Annotated in this window: 12 protein-coding genes and 3 tRNA genes; 6 read left to right on the top strand and 9 right to left on the bottom strand. The window is 67.7% G+C overall.

Annotated features, from left to right (window positions below; translation table 11 throughout):
* Positions 1-440 precede the first annotated feature (440 nt).
* From ACFWN7_RS10330 to ACFWN7_RS10310, 5 genes are all read right to left on the bottom strand, one after another.
* Positions 441-1,298, bottom strand: a complete 858-nt coding sequence (locus ACFWN7_RS10330) for a type IV toxin-antitoxin system AbiEi family antitoxin domain-containing protein (RefSeq protein WP_376938714.1) — start codon at positions 1,296-1,298, stop codon at positions 441-443.
* A 231-nt stretch (positions 1,299-1,529) separates the two neighbouring features.
* Positions 1,530-3,866, bottom strand: coding sequence for an arylsulfatase (locus ACFWN7_RS10325; protein WP_376938713.1), 2,337 nt, complete (start codon positions 3,864-3,866; stop codon positions 1,530-1,532).
* Between the two features lie 153 nt (positions 3,867-4,019).
* Positions 4,020-6,719, bottom strand: coding sequence for a MobF family relaxase (gene mobF, locus ACFWN7_RS10320; RefSeq protein ID WP_376938712.1), 2,700 nt, complete (start codon positions 6,717-6,719; stop codon positions 4,020-4,022).
* A gap of 109 nt (positions 6,720-6,828) precedes the next feature.
* Complete coding sequence (locus ACFWN7_RS10315; RefSeq protein WP_376938711.1) at positions 6,829-10,197, bottom strand: NACHT domain-containing protein; 3,369 nt, start codon at positions 10,195-10,197, stop codon at positions 6,829-6,831.
* Between the two features lie 85 nt (positions 10,198-10,282).
* Positions 10,283-10,993, bottom strand: a complete 711-nt coding sequence (locus ACFWN7_RS10310; protein WP_376938710.1) for a hypothetical protein — start codon at positions 10,991-10,993, stop codon at positions 10,283-10,285.
* Between the two features lie 138 nt (positions 10,994-11,131).
* Here ACFWN7_RS10310 and ACFWN7_RS10305 point away from each other — a divergent pair, with 138 nt between their 5' ends.
* Positions 11,132-11,329, top strand: coding sequence for an XRE family transcriptional regulator (locus tag ACFWN7_RS10305; RefSeq protein ID WP_127794348.1), 198 nt, complete (start codon positions 11,132-11,134; stop codon positions 11,327-11,329).
* Entirely contained in the window at positions 11,329-12,558 is a 1,230-nt protein-coding gene (locus ACFWN7_RS10300; RefSeq protein WP_376938709.1) for a tyrosine-type recombinase/integrase, read from the top strand. Before ACFWN7_RS10305 ends, ACFWN7_RS10300 begins: the two co-directional genes overlap by 1 nt.
* Positions 12,559-12,595: 37 nt before the next feature.
* On the opposite strand, the gene ACFWN7_RS10295 is transcribed toward ACFWN7_RS10300, so the two are convergent.
* The 3 genes from ACFWN7_RS10295 to ACFWN7_RS10285 all read right to left on the bottom strand — a co-directional run bounded on the left by ACFWN7_RS10295 (position 12,596) and on the right by ACFWN7_RS10285 (position 12,957).
* Positions 12,596-12,668 (bottom strand) — tRNA-Phe (locus ACFWN7_RS10295).
* Between the two features lie 89 nt (positions 12,669-12,757).
* Positions 12,758-12,831, bottom strand: a tRNA-Asp gene (locus ACFWN7_RS10290).
* A gap of 53 nt (positions 12,832-12,884) precedes the next feature.
* Positions 12,885-12,957 (bottom strand) — tRNA-Glu (locus ACFWN7_RS10285).
* A gap of 385 nt (positions 12,958-13,342) precedes the next feature.
* On the opposite strand from ACFWN7_RS10285, the gene ACFWN7_RS10280 reads away from it, so the two are divergent.
* The 3 genes from ACFWN7_RS10280 to ACFWN7_RS10270 all read left to right on the top strand — a co-directional run bounded on the left by ACFWN7_RS10280 (position 13,343) and on the right by ACFWN7_RS10270 (position 17,194).
* On the top strand, positions 13,343-14,533 hold the full coding sequence (locus tag ACFWN7_RS10280; protein ID WP_376938708.1) for a M23 family metallopeptidase: 1,191 nt from the start codon (positions 13,343-13,345) through the stop codon (positions 14,531-14,533).
* Positions 14,526-15,830, top strand: coding sequence for a C40 family peptidase (locus ACFWN7_RS10275; protein ID WP_376938707.1), 1,305 nt, complete (start codon positions 14,526-14,528; stop codon positions 15,828-15,830). Before ACFWN7_RS10280 ends, ACFWN7_RS10275 begins: the two co-directional genes overlap by 8 nt.
* A 386-nt stretch (positions 15,831-16,216) precedes the next feature.
* Entirely contained in the window at positions 16,217-17,194 is a 978-nt protein-coding gene (locus ACFWN7_RS10270) for a type IV toxin-antitoxin system AbiEi family antitoxin domain-containing protein (protein ID WP_376938706.1), read from the top strand.
* A 265-nt stretch (positions 17,195-17,459) separates the two neighbouring features.
* Here the strand turns inward: ACFWN7_RS10270 and ppa are convergent, their stop codons facing one another.
* Positions 17,460-17,945: an inorganic diphosphatase gene (gene ppa, locus ACFWN7_RS10265; RefSeq protein ID WP_376938705.1), complete on the bottom strand. Its 486-nt coding sequence runs from the start codon at positions 17,943-17,945 to the stop codon at positions 17,460-17,462.
* 79 nt (positions 17,946-18,024) lie between these two features.
* Between ppa and tilS the strand changes: the two genes are divergently transcribed.
* Positions 18,025-19,062 (top strand): tRNA lysidine(34) synthetase TilS, encoded by a 1,038-nt coding sequence (tilS, locus tag ACFWN7_RS10260; protein ID WP_376938704.1) that lies wholly within the window; start codon positions 18,025-18,027, stop codon positions 19,060-19,062.
* Positions 19,063-19,103 lie beyond the last annotated feature (41 nt).

Below are 19,103 nucleotides of genomic sequence, written 5' to 3'. Positions count from 1 at the left end.
GGGCAGAACTCATGGCCACCAGCGGGCAACTCTGCTGGCCATCCATGGGCAGTTCTCGTGACCGCCTATGGGCAGTTTTCCATGGCCGCCAACACAGCGTTGCGGTGGCGTCGTGACCAGCCGCTCTTGAACCAAACTCTGCTGACATGAGAAAGGCCCTCGGTCAACCGGGGTATTTGCTTGACTCCCGACTGGCATCGATCCGGTGACCTTTCGATTTTCAGTGAGCCCGGGCGGTTTTCACTCAATTCTTATGGTTGCGATATTGCGCTGATCAGGGATTCTTCGAAACGGTCACAGTTGGTTTCAGTTACTTTTCGCGCATTTAATGGCACATTAATGGCACAAGATCGGGTCGGCGATCAGTCCAGGCTGGCGATTCGACCGACCAGATTTGATCGGATGCCTCGCCGCGGAGTGCGGGGTCGATTGGGAAACCCTCACCTCGGCTGCAGGGCCCGTGCGATCGAAACTGAGTCGGCTGCGCGTAGTTGTTCTTCGATCTGGAAGGTGGCGCTCGATTCGCCTGGCGCGGCGACCGCTGCGTTGGATCCGTTCGTCGCGATCTCGCGTGAGTTCTCGACGTACCGCGCGGCGACGAGACCGGCGAGGGCGGGGATCGAAGCGATCTGTTTCGCGATGCTCTGCTGGTCGATCCCTGCGATTCGCATGAGTTCTTCGAGTAGTGCGTCGCCGGCACTCTTGCGGTGGCCGTTGCGCTCGGCGAGCGGGCTCAGGAGTTCAGTGAGCCGGCTCACATTCAGCAGAGACTGTCTGGCCGCATCGCGTAGTGCGTTGCTGACGTTGCTGAGGTCGTGCCGATCCTCGACCAGATCGGCGATCGTACGCTCGCGGGTCGTCGTGGGCAGGCCCTCGCGCACAGTGACGTCCTGCTCGGGCAGCACTCGGGTTCGGTATCGGACGTCTGCTCGCTGGGACTGCTTGCGGGTTGGGGTCGTGAACTCGCTTTTCATCGCCCGTAGGTGGCCGATGCCGTGGAGACGAGCTGCCGATTCACCTGAGACGACAGCGCATCCTGGGTGCTCGCTGAGGCGCTCGTACGCCAGCTTCGCGGAGTCCGTCGCCAGCCACGCCGCGCGAAGTTCTTCGTGCTGCGCGCCCGGTGCGCCAGCAACCCTGTACACACCGTGCGTCAGTCGGATCAGGTCACCGGATCCAGTCAGTCGCGTGAGGCTCATGTGGTTGACGCCGCGCGCGTTGGCTTGTGCCGAGGTGACCATACCCCACTGGGACCCGGACACCTCTGCCAGTATTCGGAGCGCGTTGCGCGACTGCACGCTTGGATTCTAACGTCTAGCCGAGGAGTTTCGAAGCGTGCAGCCGGATTGGTGCCTTCGCGTGAGGACTGTCCGCGTGTCGTCTCGCATCGCGCGGCTTGGTCAGGGCGGAGACCTGCTCCCGATGCTCGCGTCCCACCGATGTGAGTGAACTCGCCCGCACCATCTCCCCCCTATGGGCTCGTGTATACAACCACACCCGGCAGCAGCAATGAGGTCGGCCGCCGGTCGCTACTCGCGTCGCTGTGCCGCCTTCATCTCGGTGTGTGCGACTGTGGCGTGGTCTTCGTGGCTGAGCTCGAGCGGGCCGAGCTCGATGTCGACCCGATCGATGCGGCCCGTGAAGCGGAACGGCGGGCGGTAGTCGGTCGTGACCGGCTGGCCGGTGTCCTCGCCGATGCCGAAGGTGTCGACGCCGAACCGGGCGAACACCGTCTTCTCGGCGCGCCCTTCGGCGACCTTCGTCCCGTCCACGGTGAGCGTGAGCGTCGCACCCTTGCCGATGCCGCCGCCGTCGTAGCCGAACTCGAGCCCGAGCACGACGTCGCCCGCGGCGACCGGTTCGGTCGCCCGCAGGGTCGTGTGGTCGCCGTAGTAGTTGTAGTCGAAGGCCGGCACGCCGTCCTTGAGGTAGAGCGAGATGCCTCCGGCGACGCCGCCGAGGGCCATCACGACGCCGTTCGTCGCGGTGCCGTCGGTGCTGATCCGGGCCTCGACGTTCCAGCTGCGATTCTTCATCGAGGGGGCCGCGGTCTCCGGCAGCCGGGTCGCACCCTCGTAGAACGTGAAGCGTGTCGCGGTCGGGTCGGACCCGGGGGCGGTCGGCTTGGGCAGCAGCGCACGCGCCACGCCACGATCGTCGAGGGGGTACACGTGGTACTTCTCGGCGGCGGCGTCGAAGCTCGCCTTCATCTGCTCGAGCTTCTCGGGCATCTCGCCGGCGAGGTCGTTCGCCTCGGCGAAGTCCTCATCGAGGTGGTAGAGCTCCCAGCGGTCCTGGTCCCAGTTGCCCGGGGCGACATCCTGCCGCCAGGGCAGGGTATGCTGCGCGTTCGCCTTCCAGCCGTCCTCGTAGATCGAGCGGTTGCTCATGATCTCGAAGTACTGCTCGCCGCGCCCCTCGAAGGAGGCGTCGGTGAGGCTCGGAAGGAATGACTTGCCGGCCAGCGGCAGTTGATCGATGCCATTGACCGTGTCAGGCATCGTCACGCCCGCGGCCTCGAAGAGGGTCGGCGCGATGTCGACGAGGTGGAGGAACGGGTCGCGCGGCACGGGGTCGTGCTCGACCTTCGTCGGCCAGCTCACGACCATCGGGTTGCGCGAGCCGCCGAGGTGCGACGCGACGGCCTTGACCCACTGGAACGGGGTGTTGCCCGCCCACGCCCAACCCATCGGGTAGTGCGGCTCGGTCTCTGGGCCGCCCAGCGCATCGAGACCGGCCTTGATCTCCTCGACCGTGGGCAGGATGCCGCCGAGGTTCTTGATCTCGTCGAGCGTGCCGTCGGGCCCGCCCTCCGAAGAGGCGCCGTTGTCGCCGACGATGTACATGACGAGGGTGTTCTCGGCGTCGGGGAGCTGCTTGATCGCGTCGAGGAGTCGCCCCACCTCGTGGTCGGTGAAGGCGAAGTACCCGGCGTAGTTCTCGAACAGCGCGCAGTACACCTGCTTCTGCTCGTCGCTCAGCGAGTCCCACTCCTGCACCCAGTCGGGGCGCGGCGACATCTCGGTGTCGGCCGGGATGATGCCCATCTGCTTCTGGTTCTCGAAGACCTGCTCGCGGTACTTCTCCCAGCCCATGTCGAAGGCGCCCGCGAACTTGTCGCGCCACTCCTTCGTGACGTGGTGCGGGGCGTGCATGGCGCCGGGGGCGAAGTACATGAAGAACGGCTTGTTCGGCGCGACCGACTTCGCATAGCGCATGCGCGAGATCGCCCGGTCGGTCATGTCGGTCATGAAGTGGTAACCGTCTTCGGGGCCCTTGTCGGGTTCGACCGGGGTTGTGTTCTCGAAGAGCACCGGGTAGTACTGATGCGTCTCGCCGGCGTTGAAGCCGTAGAAGTACTCGAAGCCCATGCCGGTCGGCCAGCGGTCGAACGGGCCGGCGACGCTCGTCTCCCAGTCGGGCGTGTTGTGGTTCTTGCCGTACCACCAGGTCGAGTAGCCGTTGTCCTTCAGCACCTCGGCGACGGTCGCCGTGGTCTTCGGGATCATGGTCGTGTAGCTCGGGAACCCGGTCGACCACTCCATGAGATACCCGTTGCCGGCGTCGTGGTGGTTGCGACCGGTCAGCAACGCAGCGCGCGACGGCCCGCACACCGCCGTCGTGTGGAAGCGGTTGAACCGCAGCCCCTCGCTCGCGAGTTTGTCGAGGTTCGGCGTCGGGATCAACCCGCCGAAGGTCGAGGTCTGCCCGAACCCGACATCATCGAGCACGATGACGACGATATTCGGCGCCCCCTCTCCGGCGGTCGGGATCGTCGGCCAGGCCGCGGTCGACTCCTTGTAGGTCTTGCCGATCACTCCCTCGAACGGCGACGGCGGATACGGCAAGGAAGTCTGCTCACCCATGCGAGCAATACTCCCACCCGCGGGCCCGCGGAAGATGGTGGTCCTGCATCGAGCCGTCATCCCGGTCCCGAATCAGGTTGACAGAGCCATGTGCACGAGCGATACCAGCGTCCGACAACCCCTAGTGAGTTCGTTGCAGCTGATGCCCCGGCATCACCGACTCAGGCCACGCTCCCGTGAGGTTCGGCTGTTGGTGTCACGCTCGAAGCTGGTCCCGTCCGGCCGACGAGCTTCGCGACGCCGCTTGTCCGTACCGGTCGCGAGGCCGCGCACGGACTCTCGCGCTGCTGCTGTCGCGTTGGCGAGCCCGCGATCGGCCCGGTCGCGTTCCGTCACGAGCACGAACTGCTCCCGCGCGTCCTCCAGATCAGCTGCGACGACGTGCAGGCGGTTGAAGTTGCGTCCGCGGGTCATGCCCACATAAACGCCCGCCGCATCCATGGCGTCGCCGAGGATCGTGTGGGACTCGCGCACCGAGGCGCCCTGCATCCCGAAGGCGGTCGACGCGTACGCCAGATGGGTGTGCTCGGCGACGTACTCGGCCGGCAGTCGCACAGTGCGTCGTCTCCGACTCGAGGTGTGTTCCTTCGCCCACACCGCACCATCGTCGCCCACGCTCTGAACGACCCAGGTCTGCCGGTTCGCCACGTGCACTGCGGAATCGTTCTGCCGGGTCTGGATCACATCGCCGCGTCCGATGCTCAGACCGTCGCTGCCGGTCGCAGTGTGGTGGTCGTCGACGTGGCCGGCGCGTACCCGTTCGTCGCGGATGCGCGTGTTCAGTTCACGCGCTTCGTCGTTCGTCGCGACGGTGACCGCATCTCCGTCACGCCACTCACGTGCGAGCGCGTCATGGATGCATTCTGGGCTTTCATGCATCACGACGTGGCCGAGCGCGTGAAGGCGGTCGAACAGCGATTCCGGATGCTCCCCTCGCCGCATCTGCACGGTGAGCGCTGCGTACGCAGGGTCGGTGAAGCGGTGCACGGTCGTCATGCGGTGCACGCGGGGGAGGAGTTGCGCGGCCATGTCGAGCACGCCGCCGCGGCCGATCGCGGCGAGTTGCGCGCGGTCGCCGACCAGGGCGAGGGTTGCGCCGTGCTCGTCGGCGACGGTCAGGAGGGCGCGCGCGGTGTCCTGGTCGAGCATGCCCGCTTCATCGACGACGATCCGCTCACCGCGGGCGAGCCGAGCGGATGCCGCGGGGCCGGTGTATGGGGCATCCGTTTCGGGGTCGGTGTCGCCGATCGTGAGCCGGGTCCAGACGCCGTCGCGATTCCATCGCCACCCGTGCCCGTGGACGAGCTTCGCGACGCTATCGGTCGCAACCCCGAGCTCCTGATGCGCAACGTCGGCCGCCTTCTTCGTCGGCGTGACCACCCGGGTTGCGCGGCCGTGCACGGCGGCGGCCTCGATCGCGGCGGCGAGCATCGTGGTCTTGCCCGCGCCGGCCGCGCCCTCGATGACGACGAGCGGATCGACGGATGCCACGGCCGCGGCCGCTCGCGCCTGCGCCGGATCAAGCCGGTGCCTGCGAGCGACGTGCGTCAGGTCTGGTACACGTTGCCGTGATTGCGCGGCGCGCGCGGTGAGCAGGTCGCGCAGGCGGGTCTCGGTGGCGATGACGTGCAGGCTCGTGAGGTGCGCGACGTGCTCGGGATGCGGGCATTCGGGCGGCAGGACTGACAGGCAATCCTCGGCGCCCAACCGAGTCGCGAGCATGACCAGTTCGCGCAGCTGCGCGGGGTTGGCGCGCACGCCGGCCCCCGTGATGATGCGCGTGACGTGCTCTTGGATGTCGTGCACTGTCCAGGTCGACGCGGCTGCGGCGCAACGGTCGAGTGCACGCGATGCGACATCCTGCACGCTCACGTCGTCGAGCGAGACGGATGCCTGCGCCGGAGCGCGCTCGAGGTCGGGGTGGTAGCCGGCGTCCTCGAGCTCCGCTCGCCAGGCGGTCTCGCTGCCGAGCTGGGTCGGCTTCTTGTGCGGCCGCTCGTGGTCCCACGCTCTCGCCGTCAGCCGCGACATTGCGGCCGGGCCGGGCTCCTGGTCGGGATGCGCGGCGCGCCACTGCTTCTCGAACTGCGCCAAGTTGCGCGCGACCTGCTCGGCCCGCTTGCTCATCGCGGCGTTGAATGGCTGCAGCTCGGCGACCTCTTCGGTCACGGGGTCGAGGGTGAGGCCGTGGGCGTCGAGGACGGCGGCGAGTTGTGGGTGCGCGGCGATGACGGCCGTGCCCAGCGAACGGATCGCACCCTGTTGCCGGAACAGCGCCGCCGTGTCCAGCCCGCGCCATGCATTGGCCGCCCACACGCGCGTGCCGATCTGGAAGTGGATGTGCCGGTGGGGGTCGCCCGCGCGCGAGGTCTTGTGCGAGACGGCGACCGTCTCCAATTGCTCGACCGGCACCACCCGCTGCATTCCGCGCGGGCCGACGCGGGTGACGGAGTGCTGACCGAGCCAAGCGCGGATCTCGGCGACCGCGTCGCATTGCGCGGCGTCGAGCGCATCGGAGACCTCGGGATGCAGGGCGGCAGCGATCGACAGGGACTTCGGCGCGTTCACGACCATCTCCGCGAACCGCGGCGAGCCCTGCCGGCCATCGCCGGGCTGACGGGGCTTGCCCATGGACTCGCCGGTGAGCGGGTTGATCCAGTCCACCCACTGCGCGTACTCGTCCGGAGTCAGCGCGCCTTCGCCGATCACGTCGCCGTTGCCGTCGACGACGGAGAACTCGGCCAGAGCCGTCCCGCCCTCAAGGTAATAGTCGTCGGCCCGCGACCGATCCGACTCCAGGTATCGGCGCGCGTCTGCCCCGGAACCGCGGAACAGGATCACGCCGCCTTTCATCGCCGCCCTCCGAGCTAGCTCAGGTTCTTGCAACTACCTACGGTAGCATACGTGCATTCAGGGGAGGAGTGGGATATCCGGAGAGTCGCTTGGTGAGCTGCGGTGGGCATCACTCCCTAACGTAGGTCAGTCGGGAAATGGATTCATGTCGTGTCCAACCAGCCGGGTTCGGAAGTTCAACCTTCTTGTTGTACGGGATGGATACAGCGACCTGCACGGCGTTGCTTCGCGCGCATAGTTCAGCAACAGCGGTATTCGGTGACCACCCTCCTACTTCCTCGTCTCGGACGTCTACCGCGACGTAACCAAGATGGGGCAATCCAACGATCCAATCCAACGTTGCTGACGTGATCGTGGCATTGATCGAAACCGAACGAAGCGCCTCGCCGCCGGTGATGTTGATCGCGTCAGCCGCCCACGAGCTGAGATATGCCTGTTCCAGTGCGGGCGGGAATTCAATGGACGACAGACTTCCCATGTTTAGCGACAGCTGACGAAGCTCGCCCGACGAGGCGAGCCCCGTTACATCGCGGAGTCCGACACCGTAGCTGATACTCAGGTCGACTACCGGCAGAGGCTCCGAGATCTCCTCGAGGTGTCGCGCCGAGTGAACCATCAACCAACCAAGGGACTTTCGTTCACCAAGGGAGAGAGCCCGTACCGCGGTCCCTGAAAGATCGAGGTACCGGAGTTGCGTCGTTTCCAGTAGCGCATCAGTGTTGCTGAGATCTGTGCAACCCGCCACCGACAGGAATCCGAGGTTCGGGTGTCTTTCGAGCCCCCCGAGTGATTGAAGTGAGGAGTTGCGAATCGAAACCGAGCGAAGACCTTGCGGGAGGTCGATGTCAGATATGGTTTGGACATCCCCAAGGCCGCTCAGGTCGACGCCGTAGGTGTTGGCGGGCAGCTTCGGAAGGTTCGACGCGGAGGCAAAGCGCCTTGGGAAGGAAACGAACACTCGCTCTGCGTGAGTAAGTGTTGACACATGGGCGAGTTGATCTACATCACTGATCGTGATGAGGCCCCGATCCAATGTTGAGTGAGAGAGAATCTCGCGGGCGTAGACACCCGTGTCGAAGTAGGACCATGCGCGAATGAGTTGTCGCGTCACCGTTACACGACTGTCGCTTCGGAAAGCGGCCATTGCACCGAGGGCATGTTCCCCGCCGATCAGGCTGAGAGCACGAACACTCGCTGCCGCGACAGTCGCGCCGCTCGTCGCGAATGATTCCAAGAGTGGGACTGCAAGCTCTCCCGCTGAAGCGACGGCCATCGCCTCCGTCATATTGCGTGGCGGCAGAACCTTCCGCAAGGCAGCTTCGAGTTCACCTCGTAGAGCTTTCGGAAGCTGCGGGGACGTCTCCATGCACGCAACTGCCAGGAGGAACAATCGGTGCGTCCGGCGGGGAGTGTCAGCCCCCCTCTTGAGGAGGCCCCGCAGCAGTTGCGCTCGCTGCTCAGAATTAGCGTGTCCGGCAGCCAAAATGATCACCTCCCGCCAGTGATCATCGTGTGCCATGCGAATCAGCTTGTCGATCGAGTCGTCATCAATAATTGACGAGGCTGCCAGGTACTCCAGGAATGTGCGGTGAACGAAGTCGACCCGTCCAGAGATGGGCTCACGCAGCACCCCACTCCGTTCGAGCATGAAAGAAGCGACTTCGTCGGGCGATGCCTTGACACGATGGAGTTGAGTCAAAGTCCGCTCGACCCGACTGTCGAAGTCTTTTCGGGTTGCGTCTGCTGCACCGTTCTCGTGCAGCCACAAAGCAAATGACCGCAGAATGATCTGTCGTTCGGTGAAATCGACATCCGCCGTTGACGCACGGACGCGCCGATCATTGTCTCTCTTATGCACCAGCATCTCGATCGCCGTCCGGTACACGTCCATCCTGTTGCTTGGGAGCGAGGCGCCGTTCTGCAGATGCAGAGCACAGATGAGTGCGCCGAGGAGAGGCGAGTTGCACAAAGCCCGGATCGCTGGTCGATCGCGGACGATGCCAAGCAGCGAGCGTTCTGCGTCTGATACTTCTTCACGAGCGAGATCGTCTACCACCTGGCGAGTTGCGTCGTGCCAGTGGGAAATGAACGCCCGAATATCCCCAATCTCCATTGGCAGCAGTTCCGCGTGTCGGAAAGTTTCGTCCTCACGCCAGCCCTTGGTCACCGCAGTCGTTCTCGAAGTAACAAGGAACTTGTTGGATGGAAAGTCGCGAATAAGTTGTCGTACCCATTTCAGAGCGTCGTCGCGATCGGCATGTGGAATCTCGTCCAGGCCGTCAATGAGGACAGTGCCGCGACCGTCGGCGAGCACTCGATGGACCCACGTTGATGGCATTGCTTCAGCCAGGTTTGGAGCGATCTGCTCCACGAAGCGTTTAGGGGTCGGAAGAGCGCTCCCGACGAAACGGCGCAATGGTAAAACGAACGGAACTCGGTCCGTCCAGTCTTCTGGAACTGATGTGCCGGTAGAGCTCGCGACAGAGGACAGTGCAATCCACTGGATGAGGGTGGTCTTTCCGCTTCCAGCTCCGCCGGTCAATAGAAGTCTGTCCGTGTCCGCAAGAAGTGTCTCGACTCGCAGCGAGTCAGCTGGCCGCGCCGGTTCATCAGGTTCGAGCGGCTTTCCAGGTGTTGATTCTTTTGACGGAGCACCCATGATGAGATCAACGGCGGGGTTCATCGCATGCTTTTCGTCCACAGCCATTGAGATGTAAGCAACCGAGAGTGGGTAGGGCCGTCGCGCCTCATCGGCCATGACACCGAAAAGTTGAAGCTGTTCGGCGTACTCACGTACAGCGTGACGGTACTTGTTCTCGAACCGCTGATCCTCAGATCCGGGACCCCATTTAAGTGGGACTTGTGACGGCGGGAGGTTCTCCAAGATCTGCGCCGCGAGCTCTGCCAGTCTCGATTGGCGGCTGAGGAGCTCCTGCGCTTCCCTCGTCTTGAACCCCGGCAACTGAGTGGCGATGCACACAACATAGTTCGCGCATTCGGCGACAAGGGTGTCGTAGACGCCAGCGCCCGCGTCGCCGAGTCCGGCACGCTGGACCGCTTCGGGATCTTGCTGGCGGATGAGCTTGGTCAGGCGAGCCGAGTCGAGATCGAGCGCGATGAGCGTGCTCACGTCAAGGGCGTTGGCTCGGTTGAGGCTCTCCTGGGCGGCAAGCGCTGCAGCCTCAAGTTCATTGGATTCGACACCCCCAACTTCGCCTGAGAGGAACGGCGCCATGCGCTCGGCGATATGGTCAGCGAGCTTATCCAGTTGGCGCCGAACTTCTCGCCGCGCCAACTCTCCCTGAACGCTTCCGCCGAGGAACCCCACCAAGTCGTCGCCGACCACCTCAGCTGGTGCGTCTTGCGTCCAGAGGCGAACCGCAAATTTTGCCGCTGCGATGCCGATCGCAACTGAAATAGCTTCCATTTGTCCGATCTCGATTGGATTGATGACGTGGCCGCGAATGAACCACGGCAACTTCTTGATACTGCCCGAGTCAAGGCCGATGGGGTAGCGCCACCATTGGGGGCTAGCGTTCGGTGCGGGCTCAACGTGGCGGTGGCTAGCCTGCGCGGCCGCGCCGACCGGGTGGCAGCAACCCGCGGTCGCGCGCCTTCGTGATCCAGCCTTGGACGGTGGACAGCGCGACGCTGTTGATCTCCGCCATCGTCGCGCTCGGGTTCGCGTCGCCCTCTCGGGTGAGCCGGCCGTGCTGCAGCGCGACCAGCTCGTAGAAGTCCGCCACCTTCTTCGGGTCACCGAGGGGCTTGAGCAGGTCGCGCTGGCTGATCTTATGACCCGAGGGCAGCACGATCTTGCCGCCGGTGATTGTCTCGGTGCGCTTCATCGCGAAGAGGCGCTTGTTGATCGCGGCCTCGATGCGGGCGGTCGGCAGCTCGCGAAGGAGCTGACTCGTGATCGGGTCGCCGGCCCGCCAGGGGAGGTAGATAACGCCCGTGATGCGCACCTCCTCCGGTACGGCGAACGTCTGGCGCTGCAGGCGGATCATGACGCGTGTGCGCGTTGCAGTGTGTTCGATGTATCGCCAGCGGCCGTCGATCGTCTCGTTCTGGTCGGACTCGGCGACGCGGTACTGCTCATGCTCCATGGTGAGCCATCGGTTGTAGCCGAGCAGTTCGTCGATCTCGAGCGACGGGTCGTCGTCGCGGTCACCCGGGAAGCCGAGGTGCAGGTACCAGCCCTCGGGGAGGTCGTCTTGGTGCAGGAGGTCGTCGTGCGACTGATCGCCTGGGCGGCGCGGGGTGCCGGGCATGCGTCGAGTCTAGCCACCTAACTCAGATACTTGCCGAAACCCGCGCGCGGTGATAATCTCAGGTACTTGCAAATAGCCGCGTGTGGGTCGGCATGCACGAGATGCCAGCCGGCGGCCGATGAGTCGAGGGGGAGCGTCATGGCCGACACTGCTTGGAGGGTCGAGTACCTGAGTCGGGTCGAGGCGGCCGAGCGGTGTCGCATCCCGGTCTCGAGCTTCGACAAGCTGCGCCACGACGGGCTCATCCCCGAGCCCGACGCCCGCATGGGCAAGCACCTGCTCTGGAGCGCCGACACGATCGACGAGTTGCTCGCGCGGGGTGGAACGGAACACTGATGGCCGGGCGGCCGACGAAGGACACCCCGTCGCGGGTCGATCCGCGCACGGGCCGGCCGCTCCCGGAGGGCATCCGTTGGCGCGCCGACCGTCAGCGGTACCAGATCCGGGTCGTCGGCCCGAGCGTCGAGGGCGGTGCGGCCGAGCGCTCCCGTACCTTCCTCACCCTCGCCGAGGCCAAGCGCGAACTCGCGAAGATGGTCGCGGGTCGCAACCCGAACGGCTCGATGACGCTCGAGCAGTGGTACGAGAAGTACTGGCCGGCGATCGAGTCATCCGTGCGCCCGGCGACGGCACGCAGTTACGGCGTGGCCTGGCGACTCCGCGTGAAGCCGAGCCTGGGCCGTCACCGGCTCGAGGACATCACCTCGCCGATGATCGAATCCGCGATGGTGGCCTGGTCGGGCGGGGCATCCGCGAAGAACGACGCGCTCGCCGTGCTTTCGCGCCTGCTCGACGGCGCCCGCCGCTCGCGGTTCATCGACTTCAACCCGGCGAGGGAGGTCAAGCGGCCGAGCATGCGCGAGTCGATCTCGCCGGTCTCGCGCGCGCTCACGCTCGACCAGATCAGCGTGCTGCTCGACCTTGTTCCCGAAGGCGCCTACCGCGGCTACCTCGCGGCTCTCGTCTACACCGGCATGCGGGCGGGGGAGGCGACCGCGTTGCGCGTCGGCGATGTCGACTTCGAGCGCGGCATCATCCGGGTCAGCCGGTCGCTGAGTCCCGGCCAGCGCGGCGAACTGATCGAGCAGTCGCCGAAGAGCCACAAGTCTCGCGACGTGCCACTGATCGACGCGCTACGTCCGTACGCCGAGGCCGCCGCGAGGGGCAAGCAGGCGAGCGACCTGCTGTTCGCGGGCCCCGACGGTGGTCGGCTCACCAACCACAATGGGCGACGAGGAGCCGACTGGGAGACGCTTCGCGAGGCCATCGGCCGGCCCGACCTGCGCATCCATGACCTGCGGCACACCTTCGCGACGATCCTGTTCGACGCCGGCGCCAGCGCGCCCGACGTGCAGGCGACGCTCGGCCACTCGAGCCTGCAGGTCACCGAGCGCTACTCGCGCGCCCGCGAGGGCGTCGCGCTCCGTACCGGTGCCGCCCTAAACGACGCGCTCAAGAGCGCGGGCGCCAGAACATCGCAGCGAACCAATGAGCGGAGCCCCGCCAACCTTAATGGCACATTAATGGCACAACCTCACCGGCGGCCTCGCGGAATGACTCGCTGACAGGAAAAAACCCCCGGTCACCCGGGGGTTTCAACTGTGGCTCCGACCGGCATCGATCCGGTGACCTTTCGATTTTCAGTCGAACGCTCTACCAACTGAGCTACAGAGCCTCGCGGCATCCGACCGATCGAAATCGAACCAAGTGCCTCGATAAGGCGAAAGCCCCTTCTCTCGTAAGGGAAAGGGCTTGTCGCCTGAGCGACCCTGACGGGACTTGAACCCGCGACCTCCGCCGTGACAGGGCGGCACGCTAACCAACTGCGCTACAGGGCCTCGTGTGGTGTCTCGCGACACCGGGCTGTTCAATTGTAGTGGACTTCGTCGTGTGACCCCAACGGGATTCGAACCCGTGCTGCCGCCGTGAAAGGGCGGTGTCCTAGGCCACTAAACGATGGGGCCGGGTGGTCTTGCCCGAGGGCTCGACCGCCGAGAGCCAAGCATACGTGCCATCCGGCGCATTGGCAAAACGAATGCAAGTACAAGGGCGGCGGATGCCCCGAGCCCCCGCCTGCGGCATCCGCCACACGCGTCTGAAATGCCCGGAAACCGTGCAAGCCGCACCTATCGTGAGGGCTGCCAGTGCCCGCACGAGAGCGAGGAGCGCGGGGACAGAGCCCGCGGGACCGGGGAACCGATGAGCCGAACGACCGAACGCAGGCCGACAGCCCGCGTCCGAACGACCCCCGGCGGTGGGGCTCGTCGTGCGTCGGGCGATCGCGCACCGCGCCGGCACACCCTCCATCGACGTGCGCGACGCGTGATGGCCGCGCTCTCGATCGCGGCGATGGCCACCGTCACCGCGGTCGTCGTGCCGGCGGGCGCCCAGGCCGCGACGTATCCGACGTGGGACGAGGTGGAGGCCGCGAAGGCGAACACCGCCGCGGGCGCCGCGGCGGTGCAACAGGTCATTTCGCTCATTGCGCAGCTCGAGGTGAACGTCGCGGCGACTCGCGCCGAGGCCGAGCGCCGCACCGACGAGCTCATCGAGGCCCAGCAGCGGTTCGACGACGCGGTGGCGCGGGCCGACCAGATCCAGGCGCAAGCCGACGCGTCCGCCGCCGAGGCCGCCGCCGCGGAGAAGAACGCGGGGCAGGTCGCCGCGCAGCTCTACCGCGCGGGCACCGGCGACGTGGGCGTGAACCTGTTCCTCGACGCGGGCGACGCGGCGGCGACCGAGGCCCTGCTCGCGAAGCTCGGCAGCATGGAGAAGATGGTCGAGCGCACCTCGGGCATCTACAACCGGGCGCAGGAGAAGCAGAACGCGGCGCGGTCGCTCGCCGACCAGGCCGAGGTGGCCCGCGCCGAGCGGGAGAAGCTGCGCATCGCCGCCGAGGAGGCGCTCGCCGTGGCGCAGGCAGCGCAGGCTGCGGCCGAGGCGGCGCTCGCCGAGTCGCAGGCGAAGAAGATCGAGCTCGACCAGCAGCTGAAGTTCCTCCAGGACACCGAGGCGCAGACCGCCGCCGCCTACCAGGAGGGCGAGCGCATCCGCAAGGAGGAGGAGGAGCGACGCCGGCAGGAGGCTCTCCGCAGCGGCTCGCCGGGAACGCCGGCCTCCTCGGGCTGGGCGCTGCCCGCATGGGGCAGCATCACGTCAGGATATGGCGCGCGTGGCTCCATCTGCACGGGCGGCGGATGCTCGAACTCCTTCCACTACGCCGTCGACCTCGGCACCGGATGCTCCGCGCCGATCTATTCCGCCAACAGCGGCGTCGTGCGGTACGCCGGCTGGTCGGGTACCTACGGCAACTACCTGCAGATCGACCACGGCGGCGGGGTGTGGACCGGGTACGCGCACATCCGCGACGGCGGCACCTTCGTCGGCACCGGCGAATGGGTCGAATCGGGGCAGAACATCGCATCGAGCGGCACGACGGGCGCCTCGACCGGATGCCACCTGCACTTCGAGGTGTACGTGGGCGGCGGTCGCATCAACCCGATCCCGTTCATGTCGGATCGGGGGATCGACCTTGGCTGAGCAACGCACCCGCCCGGTCTCGCGGGTGAAGCCCGCGACCGTGTTCTCGACCGTCGCGGTCGGCGCCGTCACGGCCTCGGTGGTGGCCGCAGGCGGCCCCGCGATGGCCGAGCCCGACTACCCGTCGTGGAGCGAGATCGAGCACGCCAAGCAGAACGAGCAGACCAAGCAGGCCGAGATCGCCCGTGTCGCCGAGTTGCTCACCGGCCTGCAGCAGGCTGCGGATGCCGCGGTGCAGGCGTCGATGATGGCCGACGAGGCCTGGCGCATCGCCGTCGACGAGCGCGACCGTGCGGCGGAGCGCGAGCGCACGCTCGCCAGGCAGGCCGACGAGGCCGACGCCGTCGCCGAGATCTCGAAGATCCGCGCCGGCCTGCTCGCCGCGCACCTCGCGAAGACGGCGGGCAACGACCTCGCCACCGAGCTCGTCTTCGCCGGCGACGACGCGCAGGGGCTGCTGCAGCAGCTCGGCATGGCGTCGAAGGTCGGCGAGCAGGCGAACACCGTGTACGAGCAGGCGTCGGCCGACCGCAACACGGCCGACGCGCTCCGCGAACAGGCGGCGGATGCCGCGGCAGAACGTTCCCGCCTCGCGACGCTCGCCCAGACCCGGGCCGACGAGGCCCGGGCGGCAGCGGATGCCGCGAACGCCGCGCTCGCCGTGCAGGAGCAGAAGTCCGCGGAGCTCTACGCCCAGCTCGCGAGCCTGAAGGACACCACGGCCGAGCTCGAACGCCGGCGGGTCGAGGGGCAGGCGCACGAGGCGGAGGCGGCGGCCGCCGCCGTTGCCGTTGCTGCTGCCGCTGCCGCGACATCGGTCACCGCGCAGCCGGGCCGGCCTGCGCAACCGGCACCTGCCCCCGCACCTGGCGGCGGCGGGCCCGCGCCCGCGCCTGCGCCCGCGCCCGACCCGGCGCCGCCGAACGCGGGAGCCGTCGAGGCGGCGATCTGGTTCGCGAGCCAGCAGCTCGGCGAGCCGTACGTGCTCGGCGGCGCGGGTCCCGACGTGTGGGACTGCTCGGGACTCACGAAGGCCGCCTACGCCTACGCGGGCATCCACATCGGCACGCACTCGGCGACGAACCAGTACCGCACCCTCGCGGGGCGCGGCCTGGCGGTCCCGGTCTCGCAGGCCCAGCGCGGCGACCTGCTGTTCTGGGGCGGCGGCGGCGACTACTACCATGTCGCCCTCTACCTCGGCGGCGGACGCATCCTCGAGGCGCCCCGCGAGGGCGTGCCCGTGCGCGAGTACTTCATCTGGGGCTCGCCCGCCGCGGCCGCCCGCCCCACCGGCTGACGCGCGCTGCCCGGCGCGCACCCCGCCCGCCGACGCGCGCCCCGCTCCGCCGACACCCCGCGCGCACGCCGCGCGCACCCCACGGGCCCACCCGCGCCCCGCTCCGCCGGCACCCCGCGGGCCCACCCGCGCCCCGCACCGCCGACACCCCGCGCGCACGCCGCGCGCACCCCGCGGGCCCACCCGCGCTCCCACCTCAATGTGCGGCTACCCACCCCCGCCACGACGTTTTGCGTGCTGGAGGGCCCCCGCGAAAGGCCGTGGGCAGTCAAAAGGTCGTGGCTTGATCGCGGTGGTCGTCCTCAACAGGGTGGGCTTGCGGAGGGGAGCCCACATGCGGGCCGCTGTCGTGGGTCGCGGATGCCGCGGGCTGGAAGCGTGGGCGGATGCATCCGAAGTTCTTGACCACACGTGACGGATTCGTGCTCGCGCGTGACGCTCGCGCCGCCGGACGCACCTCCGCGTTGGCGGCGGCCGTAGCCGACGGAACGCTCGAACGAGTCCGTCGCGGCGTGTACCGCGCACCATCCGCGGAGACTGCGAAGCTGTCCAAGCCGCAACGGGCAGCGCTCGCCTATCGCGTGCAGGTGAGGGCCGCCGCGCAGACGCTCCGTTCGCCGATCTTCACGTCGTACTCGGCCATCGCGATTCACGGGCTGCCGATCATCGGCGACTGGCCCCGCCAGGTGTACATGCTGTCCCCCGATCGGCACGGACATCGACGGGGCACGACGATCGCGGTGGCGCGACCCGATGACGACGCCCCCGTCGAGTCGATTGATGGCGTCGCTGTGACCGGGCTCGAACACAGCCTTGTACAACTGTGCCGGCACGCACCCTTCGGTGCGGCGCTCGTCGCGGTCGATGCGGCGCTGGCTTCGATGCCATGGGTGGCGACGCCGCCGCGCACGACGCTGCAGGCCATTCGGTTGGAACATGAGCGGCTCCTGCCGTATGCGGGCAGCAGGCGAACCGAGGCGGTGCTCAGTCGCGCGACTTCGCTCGCGGCGACACCGCTCGAGACCTGCAGCCGGCTCGTGATGGAGGAGTTCGGCGTTCCGGCGCCGACGTTGCAGCGCCGGCTCTGGCTACCCGAGCTCGACGAGAACGCGTATCTCGACTTCAGCTGGGAGGAGCACGGTGCCGCGGGTGAGGCCGACGGCCACGGCAAGTACCTCGGCGGAGACGCCGCGTCGTCGGCGGCGACGGTCGTTCGCGAGAAGAAGCGCGAAGAAGCGGTGCGTCGTCAGGTGCCCGCGTTCGATCGCTGGGACTGGAGCGAGATGTGGACACGGGATCCGCTCGTGGCACGGCTCCGCCGGCTCGGGCTGCCCGTGGGCCATCGCCGAATGCGCCTGTTCTGAGGTACGCGCTCGACGCGGTGGGTGCTCGCCCGCGTGGCGACCTTTTGCCGGATGGAGGACTCGTGCAAACGGTCGTCAGCCGTCAAAAGGTCGTGTCAGTGGGCGGGCGGGGTGCGCGCCGCGCCGGGAGCGGCGGGGTGCGCGCCGCGCCGGGAGCGGCGAGGGGAGCGGGGCGGTGGAACGCAGAAGGGGGGGGCCGCCCGGGCCCGCCCCTTCTGGTGACGGATGTCGCGTGGCCGCGACATCCGCTCGGTTCATGCCCTGGTCAGTGACCGGGGAACGCCTCGATCGCCTTCGCGATGAGCGACTCGGCCTCGGCCGCGTTCGCCCACCCCTCGGTCTTGACCCACTTGCCGGGCTCGAGGTCCTTGTAGTGCTCGAAGAAGTGCTCGATCTCCTTCTTCGTGTACTCGGGGATCGAGTCGACGTCCTGGATCTGGTCCCAGCGGGGGTCTCCGGCGGGCACTGCGATGACCTTCGCATCGCCGCCGCCGTCGTCGGTCATGTGGAACACGCCGACCGGGCGCACCTTCACGCCCACTCCCGGGAAGAGCGGGTACTGGGTGAGCACGAGCACGTCCAGCGGGTCGCCGTCGTCGCCGAGCGTGTTCTCGAAGAAGCCGTAGTCGGTCGGGTAGACGAAGTTCGTGTAGAGCACGCGGTCGAGGAAGACCCGACCGGTCTCGTGGTCGACCTCGTACTTGTTGCGGCTCCCCTTCGGGATCTCGATGACGGCGGCGTATTCGCCCATGCTGGTCTCTCCTCGGTTCGGAAGCTTGGCCCGCGCCGCATATCCGGGGGCGGCGCGATCGGCGGAATAAGGTTACTTGATGCCTCCTGATCAGCAGGCGGCGTCCCCTGAGCCTGCCGAAGGGGCCGCAGCCGCACGCCGTCCGCGTCTCACTCCGCCGATCGCCGACGTGCGCCGCGCGGTGCGGAGCGTGCTGCCCGCCGAGGGGCTCGTGCTCGTCGCGCTCTCGGGCGGAGCCGACTCGCTCGCCCTCGCAGCGGCCACCGCGTTCGAGGCGCCGCGCGCGGGACTCCGTGCCGGTGCGGTGATCGTCGACCACGGGTTGCAGGATGCCTCCGCCGACGTGGCGTCCGCGGCGGCAGACGCCGCACGGGCCCTCGGGCTCGACCCCGTGCTCGTGCGCCGGGTCGAGGTCGACCGGGCGGGGGAGGGCGGGCCCGAGGCATCCGCTCGCTCGGCCCGGTATGCCGCGCTCGACGCGGCCGCCGCCCAGACCGGCGCCGCGCTGGTGCTGCTCGGCCACACGCTCGACGACCAGGCCGAGACGGTGCTGCTCGGACTCGCCCGCGGGTCGGGAACGGCGAGCCTCGCGGGCATGCCCGCGCGCGCCGGCCGCTACGCGCGGCCGTTGCTCGGGATCCGGCGTGCGACCACGCGCCGGGCCTGCCTCGACGCCGGACTCGAACCGTGGCACGACCCGCACAACCTCGATCCCGCGTACGCGCGGGTGCGCGTGCGCGAGCGTGTGCTGCCGATGCTCGAGACCGAGCTCGGCCCCGGCATCGCCGAGGCGCTCGTGCGCACCGCCGAGCAGCTGCGCGAAGACGACGAGGCGTTCACCGCGCAGATCGACGAGTTCATCGAGGAGATCTGCGAGCCGTCCGAGGCCGGCATCGCGGTGTCGGCCGGCGCGCTCGCCGCGAACCCCGCGGCGCTCCGGCAGCGGATCATCCGGCACGTGGTCGCGAGCGAGTTCGGCGTCTCGCTCACGCGCGCGCAGACGCTCGAGGTCGCGAGGCTCGTGACCGACTGGCACGGGCAGGGCCCGATCGAGCTCCCGAGCGGCATCCGGGCCGGCCGTGCCGCAGGCCGCATCGTGTTCTCGGCGACGGGGTGAGCCACGCGCGCGGCGGTAGGCTCGTGGCATCCGATGCCGAG

This window comes from Agromyces sp. NPDC058484, assembly GCF_042720415.1.
GTDB lineage: Bacteria > Actinomycetota > Actinomycetes > Actinomycetales > Microbacteriaceae > Agromyces.
Note: the sequence above shows the minus strand (reverse complement) of the source record. Positions and strands in the feature narration are given on the sequence as shown.